The sequence below is a fragment of the Ensifer sp. ENS09 genome, from assembly GCF_014852425.1.
GTDB lineage: Bacteria > Pseudomonadota > Alphaproteobacteria > Rhizobiales > Rhizobiaceae > Ensifer.
This window is the reverse complement of the sequence record NZ_JACVBP010000002.1, coordinates 1,189,026-1,204,554: the sequence shown is the minus strand read 5'-3', so window position 1 is coordinate 1,204,554 and position 15,529 is coordinate 1,189,026. Positions and strand designations below refer to the sequence as shown.

Below are 15,529 nucleotides of genomic sequence, written 5' to 3'. Positions count from 1 at the left end.
TCAACCAATGCTGTCGAAACCACGTATCGGGGCCATCTGCTATTTCGTCTCGGAACTTACCCGGACGGAAGCCTTCTACCGTGATGTCCTGGGTCTCAACGTCCAGAGCATGGAGGACGACGAAGCCGGCGCCTGGCTGATGGCCAAGATAGAAGACGAGGTCGAATTGATCTTCTTCGTCGCGGAAAGCAAACCGGGCAACACGCCGATCGTCGTGTTCGATCTCGCCGAAGGCGGCATCGACGATGTCGTGGGCGGCCTCGCCGAAAAGGGAACCACCATCGTCACGCCGGTGAGCCATGCGCCGGGCGGCTGGTCGGCGGAGTTTGCCGATCCTGATGGTCATGTCCTGTCGCTCTACCAGTCGGCGGAGATGCCGCGTCTGAAGCGGGCTGCCAACGCTTGAAGGGGCAGTTTCCCCAATAGAAAAGGCCGCCGCATGTCCTGCGGCGGCCACAAGCCTTTCAGGCCGGACGATACTGGAGAGGGGCCATGATCAGGCCCATTCGCCCTTTCGCATGACCGGGACGCGGCTGCCGTCGGCGCGCACGCCGTCGATGTCGACCTGGCCCGAACCGATCATCCAGTCGATGTGAATGAGGCTGGAATTGCCGCCCTGGGCGCGGATCTGGTCAGGTGTCAGCTTGGCGTCGTCGACGAAGCAGCCGGAATAGCACTGGCCGAGCGCGATGTGGCACGAGGCGTTTTCGTCGAACAGCGTGTTGTAGAACAGGATGCCGCTTGCCGAGATCGGCGAGGAATGCGGCACCAGAGCCACTTCGCCGAGCCGGCGCGCGCCCTCGTCGGTGTCGAGCACCTTGTTCAGTACTTCCTCGCCGCGCGATGCCTTGGCTTCGACGATCCGGCCGCCCTCGAAACGCACCTGGATGTTGTCGATCAGAGTGCCCTGGTGCGACAATGGCTTGGTCGAGGAGACATGGCCTTCGACACGCAGCGCATGCGGGGTCGTGAACACCTCCTCGGTCGGGATGTTCGGGTTGCAGGTGACGCCGTTCTTGGCCTCCGATGCGCCGCCGCACCAGAGATGGCCATCGGCAAGCCCGACGGTCAGATCGGTGCCTGGGCCGGTGAAGTGCAGCGCTGCAAAGCGTTCGCCGTTCAGCCAGGCCGAGCGCCGGGCGAGGTTGGCGTTGTGCTCCTTCCAGGCGGCCACCGGATCGGCGACGTCGACGCGCGAGGCGGCGAAGATGGCGTTGGCGAGCTTCTCGACGGCAACCTCTTCCGGATCATTAGGGAAGACGAGCTTCGCCCAGGACGGGTTCGGGTAGGAGACGATGTTCCAGTTGATGTCGAAGTTGGAGATCTTTTCGAGCGCCGGCTTGTACGCGATCGAGTTCGCCTTGTTGGCGCGCGCCACCTTGGCCGGATCCTGCGCCGACAGCATCATCGGGTTGTCGCCGGAGATCGCAAGCCGCGCTGCACCACCGGCGAAAGCTTCGGCCATGCCCTTGAACAACCAGTCGCTTGCCCGGTCGAAGCTCTCGTCCGGTGCATAGGCATAACGCGAAAGCGTCGTGTCCTCGTCCGAATAGAGAGTCGTCACGAGGCCTGCACCGGCCTTGTAGGCGTGCTTGGTGATAAGGCGAACAAGCGGCATCGCCGCGACCGGCGCGGTCATGACAAGGTCCTGGCCGCGCTGAAGCTGCAGGCCGACCTGGATCGCGACTTCCGCGAGCTTGTCGAGTTTCACCGGGTCGATCGGATCGGGCGTATTGGCGGGAAAGGTCATGATCTACCTGTCTTTCTGAAATCGGAAGAAGAAGACTTAGAGCGCTTTGCGGCGAAAATGAAGGCTGAGTGCCGGAGGTTTGGTGCAATCAGCGCGCGCCGAGGGCCGCACGCACCCGCTCGACATTGCTCCTGTGCACGGCCTCGTACGGCGCGAAATAAAGGATCGCGCCGGAGGCGATATCCGCGGCGGCGAATTCCTTGAGCGTGCCTGTGGCAGCACCGGTCGAGATCGCCTGCGTCAGCCGCTCGATGTAGCCGCGATTGGCGTCGATCAGTTCCGGCCCGTAGCCGCCGCTGGCGATGCGTTCGCGGTCGCCGTGGGCCGGGAGAATCCGAGCAATCGGCCATTGCCGCAGGCGCATGAGTTCGGCGATGTGCGTCGCCGTCCGATCGGCCTCGCTGATGAAGGTCGTCGTATCCTCGAGCGTATCACCGGCCAGCAGCAACTTTTCCTCGGGCAGCCAGATCACGTTGCCGTCGGCGCTATGGATGGCGAAGTGATGCAGTTCCACCGGCCGCGTCCCGACGGTCAGCAGAAGCGTCTCGTCGAACAGCCGGCTCGGCATGACGAGCGGCTGGATCGGTGGCGTCGCCGTTTCGATCTTCTCGCGGTTCTCGTCAAGCTTCTCTGCCGTCAGCCTGAGCGCGATGATCTCGCAATCGGCAAAGACGGCATTTCCGGCCACGTGGTCCTTGTGCCAATGGCTGAGCACGACGCGGATCGTGGTGACGCCAAGGCTTTCGAGGTGGTTGCGGATCGCCCGGGCGTGATCGAGCGAGATATGGGTGTCGTAGACCAGCGCCTCGCGGCCGTCGACGATGGCGTAGGAGGCGACGCCGAGTTCGTAGGCGCCGTCATCGAGCCAGTTCGCCGCCTGCGAATAGAGCCGCACTCCGGCAACGCGCCCGTCATAGTAGGCATAGACGCCGGGATAGGGCTCAAGAATCGTCAGGGTCGAGATCATGTCGGTCACAAGGCGCTCCTCCAGCATGGCTTGCGCCCTGTCATAGAGCAGGCGCGCGCCAAACTGAAGGACGGCGTGATCTCGCGCTCTTCGCTATGCCTGTCCGGCGCGCAGCAGATAGGCATCGTGTTCCCTGAGAAAGGTCATCAGCCGCTCACCGTAATCCGGCGTCACGGCCGCCTTGACGCTCGGCCGCTCGGCGAGCGCCTTGCGCCAGGCGCCGACACGATCGAGCCCGTCGAAAATGCCGTGATCTGCAAGCGTGTCGAAGAGATCGAAGTAACGGAAGATCGGTGCGAAGACGGCATCGACGAGCGAGAATTGTGTGCCGGCAAAGTAGGGGCCGTCGCCGAGCGCCGCTTCCATCGTCGCAAACTTGCCGGTGATCGCCTGGCGCTTCTGCTCGTAGGTTTCCTGGTCTCGGGCCGTCTCGAAACCCCAAAGGTCAGAAAGGATCGACGAGCCGAATTCCATCCAGCCGCGATGACGGGCGCGCTCCAGCGCATCTTGCGGGTGAAGCTTCGGGCCGGCTTGGCTTTCCTCGACATATTCGGCGATGACGGAGCTTTCGAACAGCACCGCTTCGCCGCCCGGCTGCGGCACCTGCAGCAGCGGCACCTTGCCGAGCGGCGAAACCTTCAGGAACCAGTCGGGCTTGGCTTTGAGGTCGATATAGGTTCGCTCGAAGCGAACGCTTTTTTCGTCGAGCGCGATCGAGGCGCGCTGCACATAGGGGCAGAGATGGTGGCTGACGAGGATAAGCATGGCGATCTCCCGGTTGAACAAAAGTAGATGCACATGCATGTATGTGGGCTTGCTTCGACTTTCAAGATGGATGTAATTGCATCTATGAGCAAAGAAACGAAAACCGACAAAAAAGGCCCTGGCCCAGACGCGACCGCAGCCTGGATCGGGCTGATGCGCGCGCGCGAATGCGTGCTTGCGCGGATCGAGGCCGATTTCAAGGCGGCCAGCCTGCCGCCGCTCGGCTGGTACGACGTGTTGTGGGAACTGGTTCAGGCGGAAGACGGCCGGCTGCGGCCCTTCGAGATCGAGGCGCGGACCCTCCTTGCGCAGTACAATCTTTCGCGTCTGATCGATCGTCTGGTGAAGGAAGGCCTTGTCCGCCGCGAAACCTTCGACGCCGACGGTCGCGGCCAATGGGTTGTCATCACCGAGGCCGGCCGGGCGATGCGCGCCCGCATGTGGCAGACCTACGGCCCGTCGATCGAGGCCCATGTCGGCGCCCGGCTGACAGAAGCGGAAGCGCGGCAACTGGCGGCGCTGCTGGCGAAGCTAAGGTAGCGGCTTCTAGTTTTGGAAAGTGACATCGCAGGCGTTGAATTGCGACGTCGACACGAATTGCCCCACTCTCAAGTTAGGCCGAGGATGAGGGGGTGTTGATGAGGACGAACGGGCGCCACGCGTCTCCTTCGCCCCGCTTGCGGAGGGGGAGGCCGGCAGGCCGGATGAGGGGGCTGATGCGGCGAACGTCAATCCAGGACGCCGTCGTCGCCTAGCTGCTCAGCCCGAACGACTTCTCAAGGGCTTCCCAGGTCTCGTCCATGGCGAAGGTGCCGGTGAGATAGGGAATGGCCACATGGCCGTAGAGCGGCGAAAGCTGCCACTCGGCCGTTTCCTCGTCGACCCCTGCGATCTGCTGCAGGTAGATCGTCGAGACGAGCCCGGTGCGGTCGGCGCCGGCCTTGCAGTGGATCAGAAGCGGCTTCGGTGCGTCCCGAAGGATCGCCATCAGCACGTCGGTTTCCTTGCGGTCGATCTCGGCCGAAGCGGACATGGGGAAGTTGATGAGCCGGATACCGTTGCGCTCTGCGGCGGCAACCTCGTCGCGATACCAGCGCTCGTCCGGTTTCTCGCCGCGCAGGTTGAGAATGGTGCGGATGCCGTAGGCCTTGGAGTATGCGGCGATTGCTTCCGGCGTCGGCTGCGCCGAACGGTAGACCTCACCGGCCACGAGCGTATGGAAATTGCCGGTCCACTGAAGACCGACGAGGTAGATGACCATGGCCGCGACCAGCGCTGCCATGCCGACGGCGAGACGCTTTAAAAGACGCTTCGCGCTGGGAAATCTTGCAAATGCCATGAGAGAGACCCGACGCCGTTCGAAAGCGGGCATGCATGTGAAAGTTGCACTTTCCGTCCCCGCATCAGCGGCTCATATAAGGCATCTGTGATATTTTGATGGCAGCGCCTCAGGCGATGAGCGGTGCGGCGATCGCCTTTAGCGCGGACTGGGCGTCGCGCGGTGCGAGCCGCACCTGCAGGCCGCGCTGCCCGCCATTGATGTAGACCTGCGCTTCGGCAAGTGCTGCCTCCTCGATCGCCGTCGGCACCAGCTTCTTCTGGCCGAACGGGCTGATGCCGCCGACATGGTAGCCGGTCAGCCGCTCGGCGTCCGCCGGCTTCATCATAGCCGCCGACTTGCCGCCGAAGGCAGCGGCGAGCTTCTTCATGCTGACCTCGCGGTCGGAGGGCACGACGCAGCAGACCGGCTTGCCGTCGACCTCGGCCATCAGCGTCTTCAGCACCCGGCCCGGATCCTCGCCGAGCGCCTCGGCCGCCTGTAGGCCGACGCGCTCCGCATTGGGGTCGTAATCATAGGCATGCACGCTGAAGGCGACGCCGGCCTTCGAAAGCATCTGCGTGGCGCGCGTGGTCTTCGACATCGTCGTCGCTCCGAATGGGATCAGGCTTTGGCGAGCACGGCCTCGTAGAGGTCCGGCTTGAAGCCGATCAGCAGGTTGCCGTCGGCTTCGAGCACCGGGCGCTTGATCATCGAGGGCTGAGCGAGCATCAGCGCGATTGCCTTCTGCGCGTCGAGGTCCTGTCGATCGGCCTCGTCGAGCTTGCGGAAGGTCGTGCCGGCGCGGTTCAGCACCGTTTCCCACCCGGCTTCCTTGCACCAGCGCTCCAGATGCGGGCGGTCGATGCCCTCGGCCTTGTAGTCGTGGAAGCGATAGGCGACGCCCCGGCCGTCGAGCCATGTGCGCGCCTTCTTCATCGTGTCGCAGTTCTTGATGCCGTAAATCGTAACCGTCATGCCCATGCTCCAGCCGCAGCGAACAATTCCCGAACGCCGGGAATCGCGCAATTTCAAAGCGTGGCAGGAGTGATAGCCGCCCGATGCGCGGGAGGGAAGACCGAGACCTTGCGTCAGGTCACGCCGGCATAGCGCCCCGGCTTGTGATTGATCGCCAGCGTCATGTTGACGACCGCCGCGCCGATCACCGAAAGTACCAGGTTCGATGGCGGCAGCACGAAGAAGGCGGCCGCCAGAATGGCGAGATCGACTGCCAGCTGGAAATAGCCGGCACGGATGCCGAACCTCTCTTGGAGATAGATTGCGACGATGTTGATTCCGCCAAGCCCGGTGCGATGGCGAAAGAGGATCAACAGGCCCATGCCCATCAGCCCGCCGCCGACAACCGCCGCATAGATCGGGTCGAGCCGGGCGATCTCCACCCAGCCGGCGGTCAGCCGGGAAAACAGCGAAACGAGGCTGACGGCGATGAAGGTGCGCAGTGCAAACATCCAGCCGAGCCGTTTGACCGCCAGGATGTAGAAGGGCAGGTTGACGAGCGAAAAGACCAGCCAGAACTCGGCGCCGGTCGCATATTGCAGCAGCAGCGCCAGACCCGACGTGCTGCCCGTAAGTAGCATCGCCTTGCTGTAGATGATGATGCCGAGCGACATGATCAGCGTGCCCGTCAGGATCGCCAGCGCATCCTCGTAGAGGCGATGGCGTTCGGTCGGGGTTTCTGTCGCGTCGATGCTGCGCTCGGCCATCATGGTCCTCAGAGGTTCTTGAAGTTGGCGATGACGCCGTCGACTTCCGCCGTCTTCAGGCCGGCAATGTTGATGCGGCCGGAACCGGGCATGTAGATGCCGTGCTCGTTCCGAAGCCTCATGACGTCGGCCTCGGCGAGCGGCAGCAGCGAGAACATGCCTTCCTGGCTGGCGACGGCGCCGAGCGCCTGCCAGCGATCGCGCAGGCCTTCGGCGAGCGCGCGGCGGATGTTGGTGATGCGCAGCCGCATGGTTTCGAGCTCTTCTTGCCAGTCACGCTTGAGCTCGGCGTCGGAAAGGATCATCCGCACGATGGCAGCACCGTGATCCGGCGGCATCGAGTAGCTGGTGCGGGCAAGGCCGGCGAGGTTGGAACGGACCGTATCGGCCGACGACGACGAGCTCGTCACCGCGAAGATCGCGCCGGCGCGCTCGCGGTAAAGCCCGAAGGACTTGGAGCAGGAGACCGCAACCAGCGCTTCCGGCACGACGCCGATCAGGTGGCGGAGCCCGGCGACATCCTCGTCGAGGCCGCGGCCGAAGCCCTGATAGGCGAGGTCGACGAGCGGCAGCAGGCCGCGCTCGGCGATGACGGCGGCAAGCTCCATCCACTGCGCCTCAGTGATGACACCGCCGGTCGGGTTGTGGCAGCTCGCATGCAACAGCACGGCGTCGCCGGCTGCAGCACCCTGGAGTGCCGTCATCATGTTGTCGAAGAGCACGGTCTGCGTCGGCACGTCGAAGAACGGGTAACCGGCGGGCTCGAGGCCTGCGGTCTTGAAGATGCTGGCATGGTTCGGCCAGCTCGGGAGCCCGATCCAGATGCGCTTGCCGCCCATCTGGTGGATGAGGTCGGCGGCGAGCCTGAGCGCGCCGGAGCCGCCCGGCGTCTGCACGCCGGCGATATGGCTGCGATCGATCGTGTTGCCACCGACCAGCGTCCAGAGATGGTCGAGGAAGACGAGGTCGCCTTCGGGGCCGACATAGGATTTGCTGTCCTGCGTTTCGAGCAGGCGCTTCTCCGCCGCCTTCACGGCGCGGAAGATCGGCGTGTGGCCGGTTTCGTCGCGGTAGACGCCGACGCCGAGATCGACCTTTCCGGGGCGCTCGTCCTTGCGGTAAAGCCCGATCAGGGCCAGCAACGGATCATCGGGTTGGCGGGTCAGAGCGTCGAACATGCCGGAAATTCCCCCTTGAATGGCAGCGATGCGATATCGGTCGAGAAAGCCTGCCGGCCGCCGTTCCTCCGGCTGCCCTGCGGCTTTCTTCTTAAGTCAGCGCAAGCGCAAAATCGATGCGATATTTGCCACGGCGACAATATCGACAGCGTGCCATTTGCGCAAAACTCTGCAATTGATTTGCTGATTTGCGCGCTAGGGGCCGAGGATGGTTGAAAAGGTAGCGATGGAATTGGATCAGATCGACCGCCGGATCATCCGCCTGCTGGTGGAGGATGCATCGCTCAGCAACAATGCGCTTGCGGCGCGGGTCGGCCTTTCGCCGGCGCCGCTGTCGCGCCGCCTTGCCCGGCTCTATGCGGCCGGCGTCATCCGCCAGACGGTGGTCGTCGATCCGAAGGCAGCTGGCATCGGCTTCCAGGCCTTTGTCGAGGTGACGCTGGAGCGCACCGCAAGCAAGGTCGGCCAGCGCTTCATAGAGCTGGTGTCGCGCATGCCGGAGGTGGTGGAATGCCACACGGTCGCCGGCGATTTCGACTTTCTCCTGAAGATCGCGGTGCGCGACGTTGCCGATTACAAGCGCCTGCTCTGGAGCGAATTCGAGCAGATCGCCGAGATCAAGACCTTGCGCTCGACCATCCTGCTCGACAGCCCAAAGATGACGGCCGCCACGGGGGCGTGACGGCCGCTTGAACATTCAATGGCAGGCCTAGGCTTCGAGCGACCCGGGTTTGCGCACGGCGCTCGACGGTGCGGCGCAGGCGATCTTCATCAGGTCCGAGCGCCGGCGTGCAAGGCGCGTCGAGACGCGGGTGACGATCAGCCCGTCCTGCGGCGCGCGCACTTCGAGGGCACCATCCGCCTGGCCGGGGCGCGTAAGGATCGTTGCGAGCAGGTCGCCGGTCTTCACGCTCTCGCCGATATCCCGGTGGAACAGGATGGCGCCGGCCTCAGGGGCCCGGATCATTTCGATGTTGTCGAGCGGCGCGACGATGGCGGCGAAGGGGGCGATCGTTTCTTCGTCACCGGTCACGACGCCGCGGGCGACGAGGAAGCGGAAGACGCCTTCGGCATCCTTGCGGGCAAGCTCCGGATAGACGTCGCGCGTGCCGCGAAGCTCGACCGTCACCGAGAGGCGTCCCGGCAGGCGCGTCTTCTTCTGCCCGGTTTCGTATTTCCAGGCATAGGCGACAGCCTCTTCGAAGGCGGAGCTTTCGCCGTCCGAAAGGAACACCGCTTCCATGTCGAGGGCCGAGGCGAGGTCGCCGGCTTCCGGCCAGAAGGCGTCGTCGATATAGGCGTATTGCAGTGCCTCGTCGTCGCAATGAAGATCGAGCATCAGGTCGGCGCCGAGCGCCATATGCAGTAGCTGCCTCTTCAGCCGGTCCGTTGCGGAGTAACGGTCGAGATCGTCGATCAGCCGGTCACGGTCGCCGAGCGCAATCAACGGGAAATCACGGTTGAAATTGGTGCGCGACCCCAGGTCGAAGCGGCCCTGCAGCTCGCCGAAATGCGACTGCGCGGCTCCGATCGGGTTTGCCTGGGGTACGACGGTGATGTCGCCAAGGATGGCGCCGTCCTTCTCCGCCTGTTGCAGCCTCTGCAGCAGGAAATGCGCGAGGGCAGTGCCCGGCAGCTCGTTGGCGTGCAACGCCGCCTGGATGTAGGTCTTGGGTGCGGCGGCTGTCCTGCCCTTGAAACGGAAGACCGGCAGGCGCCATTCGATGCCGGGCGTATCGCCGGCGATGATGATTTCGGAAACGTCCATGGGCTCCTCCCGTTTCGTATGCTGGTGGCGCTTATCGGCATTCCGGCGGCGCTCCGCAAGTCGCTAAAACAGGGGTGCGGTTTCGGGTTCCGCCGATGGCGCTTTGCCTTTGACATGGAGGGCCGGCCTATTGTTCCTTGAACCCCTACCACAGGCAGGAAACCGCAAGATGATCCTCATCGGCCAATACGACTCCCCCTTCGTGCGACGCGTGGGCATCGCGCTCAGCCTCTACGACATTCCGTTTGAGCACCGTCCGTGGTCGTCCTTCGGCAATGCCGACGAGCTTCGCGTCTACAATCCGTTGACGCGCGTGCCGACGCTGGTGCTGGACGATGGGACGGTGCTTGCCGACAGCCATATCATCCTCGATTATCTCGACAGTCTCGTTTCCGACGACCGGGTCCTGTTCCCGCGGACGGAACCGGCGCGCCATCGGGCGCTGAGGGTCGCCACGCTTGCGACCGGTCTCGGCGACAAGGCCGTCAGCCTCTTCTACGAGAAAAGGCTGCACGGCGCGGTCTCGGCGCTCTGGGTCGACCGCTGCCGTCGCCAGATCGAAGAGACGCTTCAGGTTCTCGAAACGAGCCGCTCGGAAGGCACGGGCGCCTACTGGTTCGGCGAGCGCATCGGCCATGCGGATATTGCCGTTGCGGCCGTGTTGCGCTTCCTCAAGGAGGTGCATCCCGATCTGGTCGCGGTGGGGCGCTATCCGTGCCTGCAGGCGCATGCAGACATGCTTGAAGCGCTTCCGGTGTTCCAGACGATCAGCCAGCCCTTCATCCCGCCGGCATGAGGGGCAGGGCTTCTCGTCTAAGCCTGGCCGCCACATCACCAAGGCGTGATTGCCCGGCTACCTTCAGCCCGGTGCAATTTCCATCATCCGGTCACAAACGCGGCAGATTCTCGTGGTGAGGCTGGCGTTCAGGAGCCTCTTGGGCGTTTGGTGCCTCTGGTTTTTCATCCGGCGCACACGCACTGAGCATGAGCGAGTGCAGCGCGAAGTATAAGTCGGCGCAGGCTGCCGGCTCGCTCAATGGCATGAAGTGGAACGATTTCCGAAAAGCCCAGTGTGGCACGGAAGCTGCCGCCAAGCCGACCGCCATGACCAATGAAGAGCCCACTGCAAGCAACACGGAAAGTGCTCCGGAACCGGCCGCGACGACGGCCAAGGCGCCGAAGGGCGTGGTCTTCCCGAGCAAGGTCGATGCGAAATACTCTACGGAAACAGCCGGCAAGGCGCGCATGCACACATGCCTCGACCAGTACAACGCCGACAAGGCGAACAATTCATTGAACGGCCTCACCTGGATCAAGAAGGGTGGCGGCTACTACAGCATCTGCAACACGCAATTGAAGCATTCCTGATCTCAGGCCGTCCCGGCAGTCGGCATTTCGAGCCACTGCCGCTCGATGCTGTCTCGCGGTGACCTGCCTTTGGCTGCGGCAATCCGTAGGCCGCCAAAGGCGGTCATGGCACCGCGGGCGCTTTAGCGCGCCGGCAGCAGCGGCCAGCGGGCGAGGATCTTCGCGGAGCCCATCCCCTTGCGCGCATGGATCAGAACGAGTTCGCGCGCCACCCACGAGACCGGTTCTGAAACGCGGATCTCCGGCGCGACCCGATCGTTCCGGTAGAGCGTCATGTGAGGGATTGCCGCGAGCGGGCGTTTGAGCGCCCCGATTTGCCGAACCAGCGCGCTGAAGCCCGGTGCGGCGTCGCTCGTCGCCAGGGTGCGTGGGCGGTCGCGGCCATTGCCGTTGCTGACCAGCCTGTCGAGGTGGATCTCGACCGGCGGCACGTCGATGCACGCACCCTGCCGCAGCGCATCCGCGACCGCGAAGTCGGGTATGCCGCGGCCCTGCCAGCGCTTGTCGACGGAGACGTGCAGGCGATCGGGCCGGTAGATGAAGCCGTCCGCCGCCTGGTCGGCGAAATCCCTTTCGGCGATTGCCAGCGCCTGCGTGGCGGCGGGCTCGTCCGGAAGCAGCGCGAAGTAGAGGATGTCGGTTGCCGGAGCCGGCTGGGGATCACCGAGATCGAATGCGAATTGGTTCGACGACACGGCATCCTCCACCGCCCGGGGCGCGCGCCACGACATGTGGCCTCAAAGGCAGATGGGGATGCCGGCCGACAATGCCAAGGACATCCGGTGGGCAAGGGAAGACTTCGCCCGTTGGCTGAGACTCCTGCTTCGCTATTCCGTCGGCATCCGGCTAAATTTCCGCAGGTCCGGATCGAGACGGTCCCAGGCAAGGCCGCGCACGGCATAGGTCACCGCCTGCGGCCTGTAGCGGCTCGGATCGTCGAGGCTTGCCGCGCGAACGCTGAAGAATTCCGGCATGGCCGAGAAGGTCATGTAGACCGGCGAGCCGCAGGTGGGGCAGAAGCCGCGCGTCTTCACATGGCCGCTGTCGGCGACCATGTCCCAATGCGAGGCCTGGCCTTCGAGCTTCACGCCCTCGCGACGGAACGTCATATGCGATCCGTGCCCGGTCCCGCTTTCGTGCTGGCAATCACGGCACTGGCAGTCGTTGGAAAAGACCGGTTCACTCGAGATCTCGTAGCGGATGGCGCCGCAGGCGCAGCCGCCGATATATGACTTGCTCATGCATTCCTCCTGTTGCGGGCACGACAAAGCCGGCGCGCGGCCGCACAGGCGGGCGCCGATCGAACGCTTTGCCTATCGAGGTGGGTGCGGTGCCGGATCGCCGTGGCGATCCGCCCGGGCTTCAATGCTGTTCGTCGGTAACGGTGCCAATGCGAGACAGGACCTTCGGCCAGCCATTGCTCATGTTGGCATAGGCGCTGTCGTTCTTCGGCGTGACGAAGCCGGAATGAACGAGCCGGAGGCGGGTGCCGTTGTCGACCTTCGTCAGCGTCCAGGTGACGACCGTATCGAGGCGCGAGCCATAGCCGCTATTGCCCACGTCGCCGCCTTTCCAGGAATAGACGAAGCGTTCATGCGGGCGCACTTCCAACACCTGGCAACGGATGGTGCCATCCCACGCGCCGGCGGGCGTCGTCTGGAAAGTGAAATGGGTGCCTTCCACCGGTTGGAAGCCCGCCGGCGGCATGATCCAGCGGCCCATCAATTCGCCGTTGGTCAGCGTCCTCCAGATCGTTTCGGGTGAATGCGGAAAGACCTCGTCGACGACGATATCCTGGGTCTCGAGTTTCAAGGCTGCTGCGTCGGTCATGGATCGATCTCCTTGAGAAGGGTGCGCAGATTGGCGAAGCGGTCGCGCCAGAAGCTGCCGTAGTGGCTCATCCAGTCGACGAGCGGCGCCAGGCCCTCGGGCTCGGCGCGGTAGTAGACGTTGCGGCCCTCCGGACGCTCGGCGACGAGGCCCGCCTGCTTCAGCGATTTGAGGTGCTGCGATATCGCGCCCTGCGTCACGCCGCTGCCGCGCGTCAGTTCGACGACTGTGATTTCCTCGGCATTGGCGATGCGCTCGAACACGGCGCGCCGGGTCGGATCGGCAAGGGCGCGCATGACGGCGGTGATAGGGGCGGTTTCGATCATCATGAATAAATAAATAGCGGATACTAATTGATTAGTCAATGCTATTGATTTTTCTGCTGCTGCAGAAAGGGAAAGGCACGCTCGAGGCGTGCCTTTCTGTCGCTTTGATCCCAGGAGCGGATTGCTTCAATGCGGGCTGGCCGTCGGGCGCACGATGATCTCGCTGACGTCGACATCGTCGGGCTGGCCGATGGCGTAGGCGATCGACGATGCAACGGCGTCGGGACTGATGCAGATAGCCCGCCATTCCTTCATCGCCTCGCGCGCGCTGGGGTCGCTGATCGTATCGGCGAGGTCGGAGGTCGTTGTTCCGGGCGAGATGACGGTAACGCGGATGCGGTCGGTCTCCTGCCTCAGGCCGTCCGAGATCGCCCGGACGGCGTACTTGGTGGCGCAATAGACGGCGGCTGTCGGCGACACCGAATGGCCGCCGATCGAGGAGATGTTGATGATCTGCCAGGATCCTTGCGAACTCATGATCGGCAGGGCGGCGGCAATGCCGTAGAGCACGCCCTTGATGTTCACGTCGACCATGCGGTCCCACTCGTCGATCTTGAGCGCTGCCAGCGGCGACAGCGGCATCACGCCGGCATTGTTGACGATGACATCGAGGCGCCCGAATTCGGCTTGGGCAAAGCGGGCGAAGGCGGCAACGTCGTCGCGGTCGTTAACGTCGAGCACGCGAAAGCGCGTTTCGCTGCCGGCAGCGGCGATTTCGTCGGCGATGCGCTCCAGCCGGTCGGCTCGGCGTGCACCGATCACCACCTTGGCGCCGGCCGCAGCCAGCTTCTTGGCGGTGGCTTCGCCGATGCCGCTGCTTGCGCCGGTGATGGCCACGACTTTTCCCTGAACATTCTCCATGGGTATCGCCTTTCAAGAGGTCCGTTTCTGATTGGCTCGGGTGCTGATGCCCCTGAGTTGATGAGACGGAGGATAGAAAAGGCGATCCGTTCGATCGAGCGGCCAATCGAGGATGGCGTGGTCAGAAGCTCTAACCAATGATGGCGACGGTGGAGCAGGGTTCCACGCGTATTGGTCGTTAGGCTGGCCCTGGAGACAAGCGAAGGGGCGAAGCTTCGCGCTTCGCCCCCATTTCTGTCGCTGTCCGTTGAGGCCGCTTATTTGCTCGCCTGCGCGGCCTGCTCGATGATCGCGGCCACCGCCTCGGGCTTGGAGACGTAGATGGCGTGGCTGCCGGGTGTCTCGACGACGGTGGAACCCGCCCGCTTTGCCATCTGGCGCTGGGCGGCCGGCGGGATCATGTGGTCGTCGGTCGCGACCAGGTAGAAGCTCGGCTTTTGCTTCCACGCCGGAGCGGTGACGGCGCCGGTCGTCGCTTCAATGCCCCACGGTACCTGGGAGTCGGCCATGAAGGCGGCAAGCTCAGGATCGAGATCGGCCGCGAAGGCGGCAGTGAACTTTTCCTTGTCGAGCGAGAGGAAGCCATCGACCGGCGGCAGGATCGGCGGAACGGGCGCGCCGGCCGGCGGGTTGGCGATGAGCGAGGAAACGGACTCGCCCTTATCCGGCGCAAAGGCGGCGATGTAGACGACCGACTTCACCTTCTCGTCGGTGCCGGCTTCCGAAACGACCACGCCGCCATAGGAGTGGCCGACGAGCACGACCGGTCCGTCCTGCGCGGCGATCGCACGCTTGGTGGCCGCAACGTCGCCGGCAAGCGTCACAGTCGGGTTCTGGACGATGGTGACGTTGTAGCCGTCCTTCTTCAGGATGTTGTAGACGCCCTGCCAGCCGGAGCCGTCGGCAAAGGCGCCGTGAACGAGTACGACATTCTTGGTGGCGGGGGCCGCGTGGGCTGGCGTCAGCGCGCTTGCGGAGAGGGCGAAAGCAGCGGCGGTGATCAGGGACTTGAGCATTTCGGATCTCCTTCGATAAGTTGTTTTCGCGACATTTATTATCGCGATAAGGATCGTATACGGCGACTCGGTTTTCTTGTAAAGATATTAATTATCGCGATATCTATTTTTGCGGCGAAAGGCCGCAAGCGCCGCAAGGAGGCCGGAATGTCCGACGACCCGACAACGCTGCCGCTCGACAGCCAGCTCTGTTTCTCGATCTACTCGGCGTCGATCGCCATCAACCGCGTCTACAAGCCGATGCTCGATGTACTCGGCGTGACCTATACGCAGTATCTCGTCCTGAGCACGCTTTGGGAACGGGATGGGCTGACGATCTCGGCGATCGCCGATCGGCTGGGTCTGGAATCGAGCACCATCACGCCGGCTGTGAAGCGCCTCGAAGCCGCCGGCTTCCTGGGTCGGCATCGCAGCGTCACGGACGAGCGGCAGGTCGAGGTCCATCTCACCGCGAAAGGGCGCAGCCTGCACGTGAAGACCGGTTGCCTGACCGATGCGCTCCTGGAAAATTCCGGCTTTACCGTACCGGAAATGATCGACCTCAACGAACGGGTCCGAAAACTGCGCGATGGGATGCGCGACGCGGTGAAATAGGGCTGCATGCGGGCGGCGTCTGTGCCGGGACGCAAAAAGGGCGCGCCGAAGCACGCCCTTTAAC

The 15,529-nt window shown here is 63.8% G+C and carries 22 protein-coding genes; 7 read left to right on the top strand and 15 right to left on the bottom strand.

The features are described from left to right. Positions 1-7: 7 nt before the first annotated feature. Complete coding sequence (locus IB267_RS13955; RefSeq protein ID WP_192448114.1) at positions 8-406, top strand: VOC family protein; 399 nt, start codon at positions 8-10, stop codon at positions 404-406. A 90-nt stretch (positions 407-496) separates the two neighbouring features. Here IB267_RS13955 and IB267_RS13950 read toward each other — a convergent pair whose 3' ends face one another. From IB267_RS13950 to IB267_RS13940, 3 genes are all read right to left on the bottom strand, one after another. Then, positions 497-1,750 (bottom strand): aminopeptidase, encoded by a 1,254-nt coding sequence (locus IB267_RS13950; RefSeq protein ID WP_192448113.1) that lies wholly within the window; start codon positions 1,748-1,750, stop codon positions 497-499. An 88-nt stretch (positions 1,751-1,838) separates the two neighbouring features. Further along, a complete protein-coding gene (locus tag IB267_RS13945; RefSeq protein ID WP_246810662.1) occupies positions 1,839-2,717 on the bottom strand; it encodes an MBL fold metallo-hydrolase in 879 nt (292 codons plus the stop codon). 93 nt (positions 2,718-2,810) lie between these two features. Then, positions 2,811-3,482: a glutathione S-transferase family protein gene (locus IB267_RS13940; RefSeq protein WP_246810627.1), complete on the bottom strand. Its 672-nt coding sequence runs from the start codon at positions 3,480-3,482 to the stop codon at positions 2,811-2,813. 84 nt (positions 3,483-3,566) lie between these two features. Between IB267_RS13940 and IB267_RS13935 the strand changes: the two genes are divergently transcribed. Further along, positions 3,567-4,022 (top strand): MarR family winged helix-turn-helix transcriptional regulator, encoded by a 456-nt coding sequence (locus IB267_RS13935; RefSeq protein ID WP_246810626.1) that lies wholly within the window; start codon positions 3,567-3,569, stop codon positions 4,020-4,022. Positions 4,023-4,233: 211 nt separating this feature from the next. Here the strand turns inward: IB267_RS13935 and IB267_RS13930 are convergent, their stop codons facing one another. From IB267_RS13930 to tatA, 5 genes are all read right to left on the bottom strand, one after another. Then, positions 4,234-4,821 (bottom strand): dual specificity protein phosphatase family protein, encoded by a 588-nt coding sequence (locus IB267_RS13930; protein WP_246810625.1) that lies wholly within the window; start codon positions 4,819-4,821, stop codon positions 4,234-4,236. 109 nt (positions 4,822-4,930) lie between these two features. Then, positions 4,931-5,404: a Cys-tRNA(Pro) deacylase gene (gene ybaK, locus IB267_RS13925; protein ID WP_192448109.1), complete on the bottom strand. Its 474-nt coding sequence runs from the start codon at positions 5,402-5,404 to the stop codon at positions 4,931-4,933. Positions 5,405-5,424: 20 nt separating this feature from the next. Beyond that, complete coding sequence (locus IB267_RS13920; RefSeq protein WP_192448108.1) at positions 5,425-5,778, bottom strand: ArsC family reductase; 354 nt, start codon at positions 5,776-5,778, stop codon at positions 5,425-5,427. A gap of 113 nt (positions 5,779-5,891) precedes the next feature. Beyond that, a complete protein-coding gene (locus IB267_RS13915; RefSeq protein ID WP_192448327.1) occupies positions 5,892-6,524 on the bottom strand; it encodes a YitT family protein in 633 nt (210 codons plus the stop codon). A gap of 8 nt (positions 6,525-6,532) precedes the next feature. Further along, positions 6,533-7,702, bottom strand: coding sequence for a tyrosine aminotransferase (tatA, locus tag IB267_RS13910; protein ID WP_192448107.1), 1,170 nt, complete (start codon positions 7,700-7,702; stop codon positions 6,533-6,535). A 15-nt stretch (positions 7,703-7,717) separates the two neighbouring features. Between tatA and IB267_RS13905 the strand changes: the two genes are divergently transcribed. Next, positions 7,718-7,918 (top strand): hypothetical protein, encoded by a 201-nt coding sequence (locus IB267_RS13905; protein WP_192448106.1) that lies wholly within the window; start codon positions 7,718-7,720, stop codon positions 7,916-7,918. A gap of 10 nt (positions 7,919-7,928) precedes the next feature. Continuing rightward, the gene (locus tag IB267_RS13900) at positions 7,929-8,384 is read left to right on the top strand and encodes an Lrp/AsnC family transcriptional regulator (RefSeq protein WP_246764919.1); all 456 of its coding nucleotides are present in this window, start codon (positions 7,929-7,931) and stop codon (positions 8,382-8,384) included. Positions 8,385-8,411: 27 nt separating this feature from the next. Here the strand turns inward: IB267_RS13900 and IB267_RS13895 are convergent, their stop codons facing one another. Beyond that, positions 8,412-9,470, bottom strand: coding sequence for a succinylglutamate desuccinylase/aspartoacylase family protein (locus IB267_RS13895; RefSeq protein WP_192448105.1), 1,059 nt, complete (start codon positions 9,468-9,470; stop codon positions 8,412-8,414). Between the two features lie 169 nt (positions 9,471-9,639). Here IB267_RS13895 and IB267_RS13890 point away from each other — a divergent pair, with 169 nt between their 5' ends. Together IB267_RS13890 and IB267_RS13885 are read left to right on the top strand one after the other, a co-directional pair. Further along, positions 9,640-10,266, top strand: a complete 627-nt coding sequence (locus IB267_RS13890) for a glutathione S-transferase family protein (protein WP_192448104.1) — start codon at positions 9,640-9,642, stop codon at positions 10,264-10,266. 188 nt (positions 10,267-10,454) lie between these two features. Beyond that, positions 10,455-10,838, top strand: a complete 384-nt coding sequence (locus tag IB267_RS13885) for a hypothetical protein (protein WP_192448103.1) — start codon at positions 10,455-10,457, stop codon at positions 10,836-10,838. A gap of 122 nt (positions 10,839-10,960) precedes the next feature. Here IB267_RS13885 and IB267_RS13880 read toward each other — a convergent pair whose 3' ends face one another. From IB267_RS13880 to IB267_RS13855, 6 genes are all read right to left on the bottom strand, one after another. Next, positions 10,961-11,569, bottom strand: coding sequence for a 2'-5' RNA ligase family protein (locus IB267_RS13880; RefSeq protein WP_192448102.1), 609 nt, complete (start codon positions 11,567-11,569; stop codon positions 10,961-10,963). A 96-nt stretch (positions 11,570-11,665) separates the two neighbouring features. After that, positions 11,666-12,079, bottom strand: a complete 414-nt coding sequence (locus IB267_RS13875; RefSeq protein WP_192448101.1) for a GFA family protein — start codon at positions 12,077-12,079, stop codon at positions 11,666-11,668. A 121-nt stretch (positions 12,080-12,200) separates the two neighbouring features. After that, a complete protein-coding gene (locus IB267_RS13870) occupies positions 12,201-12,668 on the bottom strand; it encodes an SRPBCC domain-containing protein (protein ID WP_192448100.1) in 468 nt (155 codons plus the stop codon). Further along, positions 12,665-12,994, bottom strand: coding sequence for a helix-turn-helix transcriptional regulator (locus tag IB267_RS13865; RefSeq protein WP_192448326.1), 330 nt, complete (start codon positions 12,992-12,994; stop codon positions 12,665-12,667). Before IB267_RS13865 ends, IB267_RS13870 begins: the two co-directional genes overlap by 4 nt. Positions 12,995-13,120: 126 nt before the next feature. After that, on the bottom strand, positions 13,121-13,855 hold the full coding sequence (locus IB267_RS13860; protein WP_192448099.1) for an SDR family oxidoreductase: 735 nt from the start codon (positions 13,853-13,855) through the stop codon (positions 13,121-13,123). 257 nt (positions 13,856-14,112) lie between these two features. Beyond that, positions 14,113-14,871 carry an alpha/beta hydrolase gene (locus tag IB267_RS13855; RefSeq protein ID WP_192448098.1) on the bottom strand — a complete coding sequence of 253 codons (759 nt, stop codon included), beginning with the start codon at positions 14,869-14,871 and terminating at the stop codon, positions 14,113-14,115. A 147-nt stretch (positions 14,872-15,018) separates the two neighbouring features. Between IB267_RS13855 and IB267_RS13850 the strand changes: the two genes are divergently transcribed. Then, the gene (locus IB267_RS13850; protein ID WP_192448097.1) at positions 15,019-15,465 is read left to right on the top strand and encodes a MarR family winged helix-turn-helix transcriptional regulator; all 447 of its coding nucleotides are present in this window, start codon (positions 15,019-15,021) and stop codon (positions 15,463-15,465) included. The last annotated feature ends 64 nt before the right edge of the window (positions 15,466-15,529 follow it).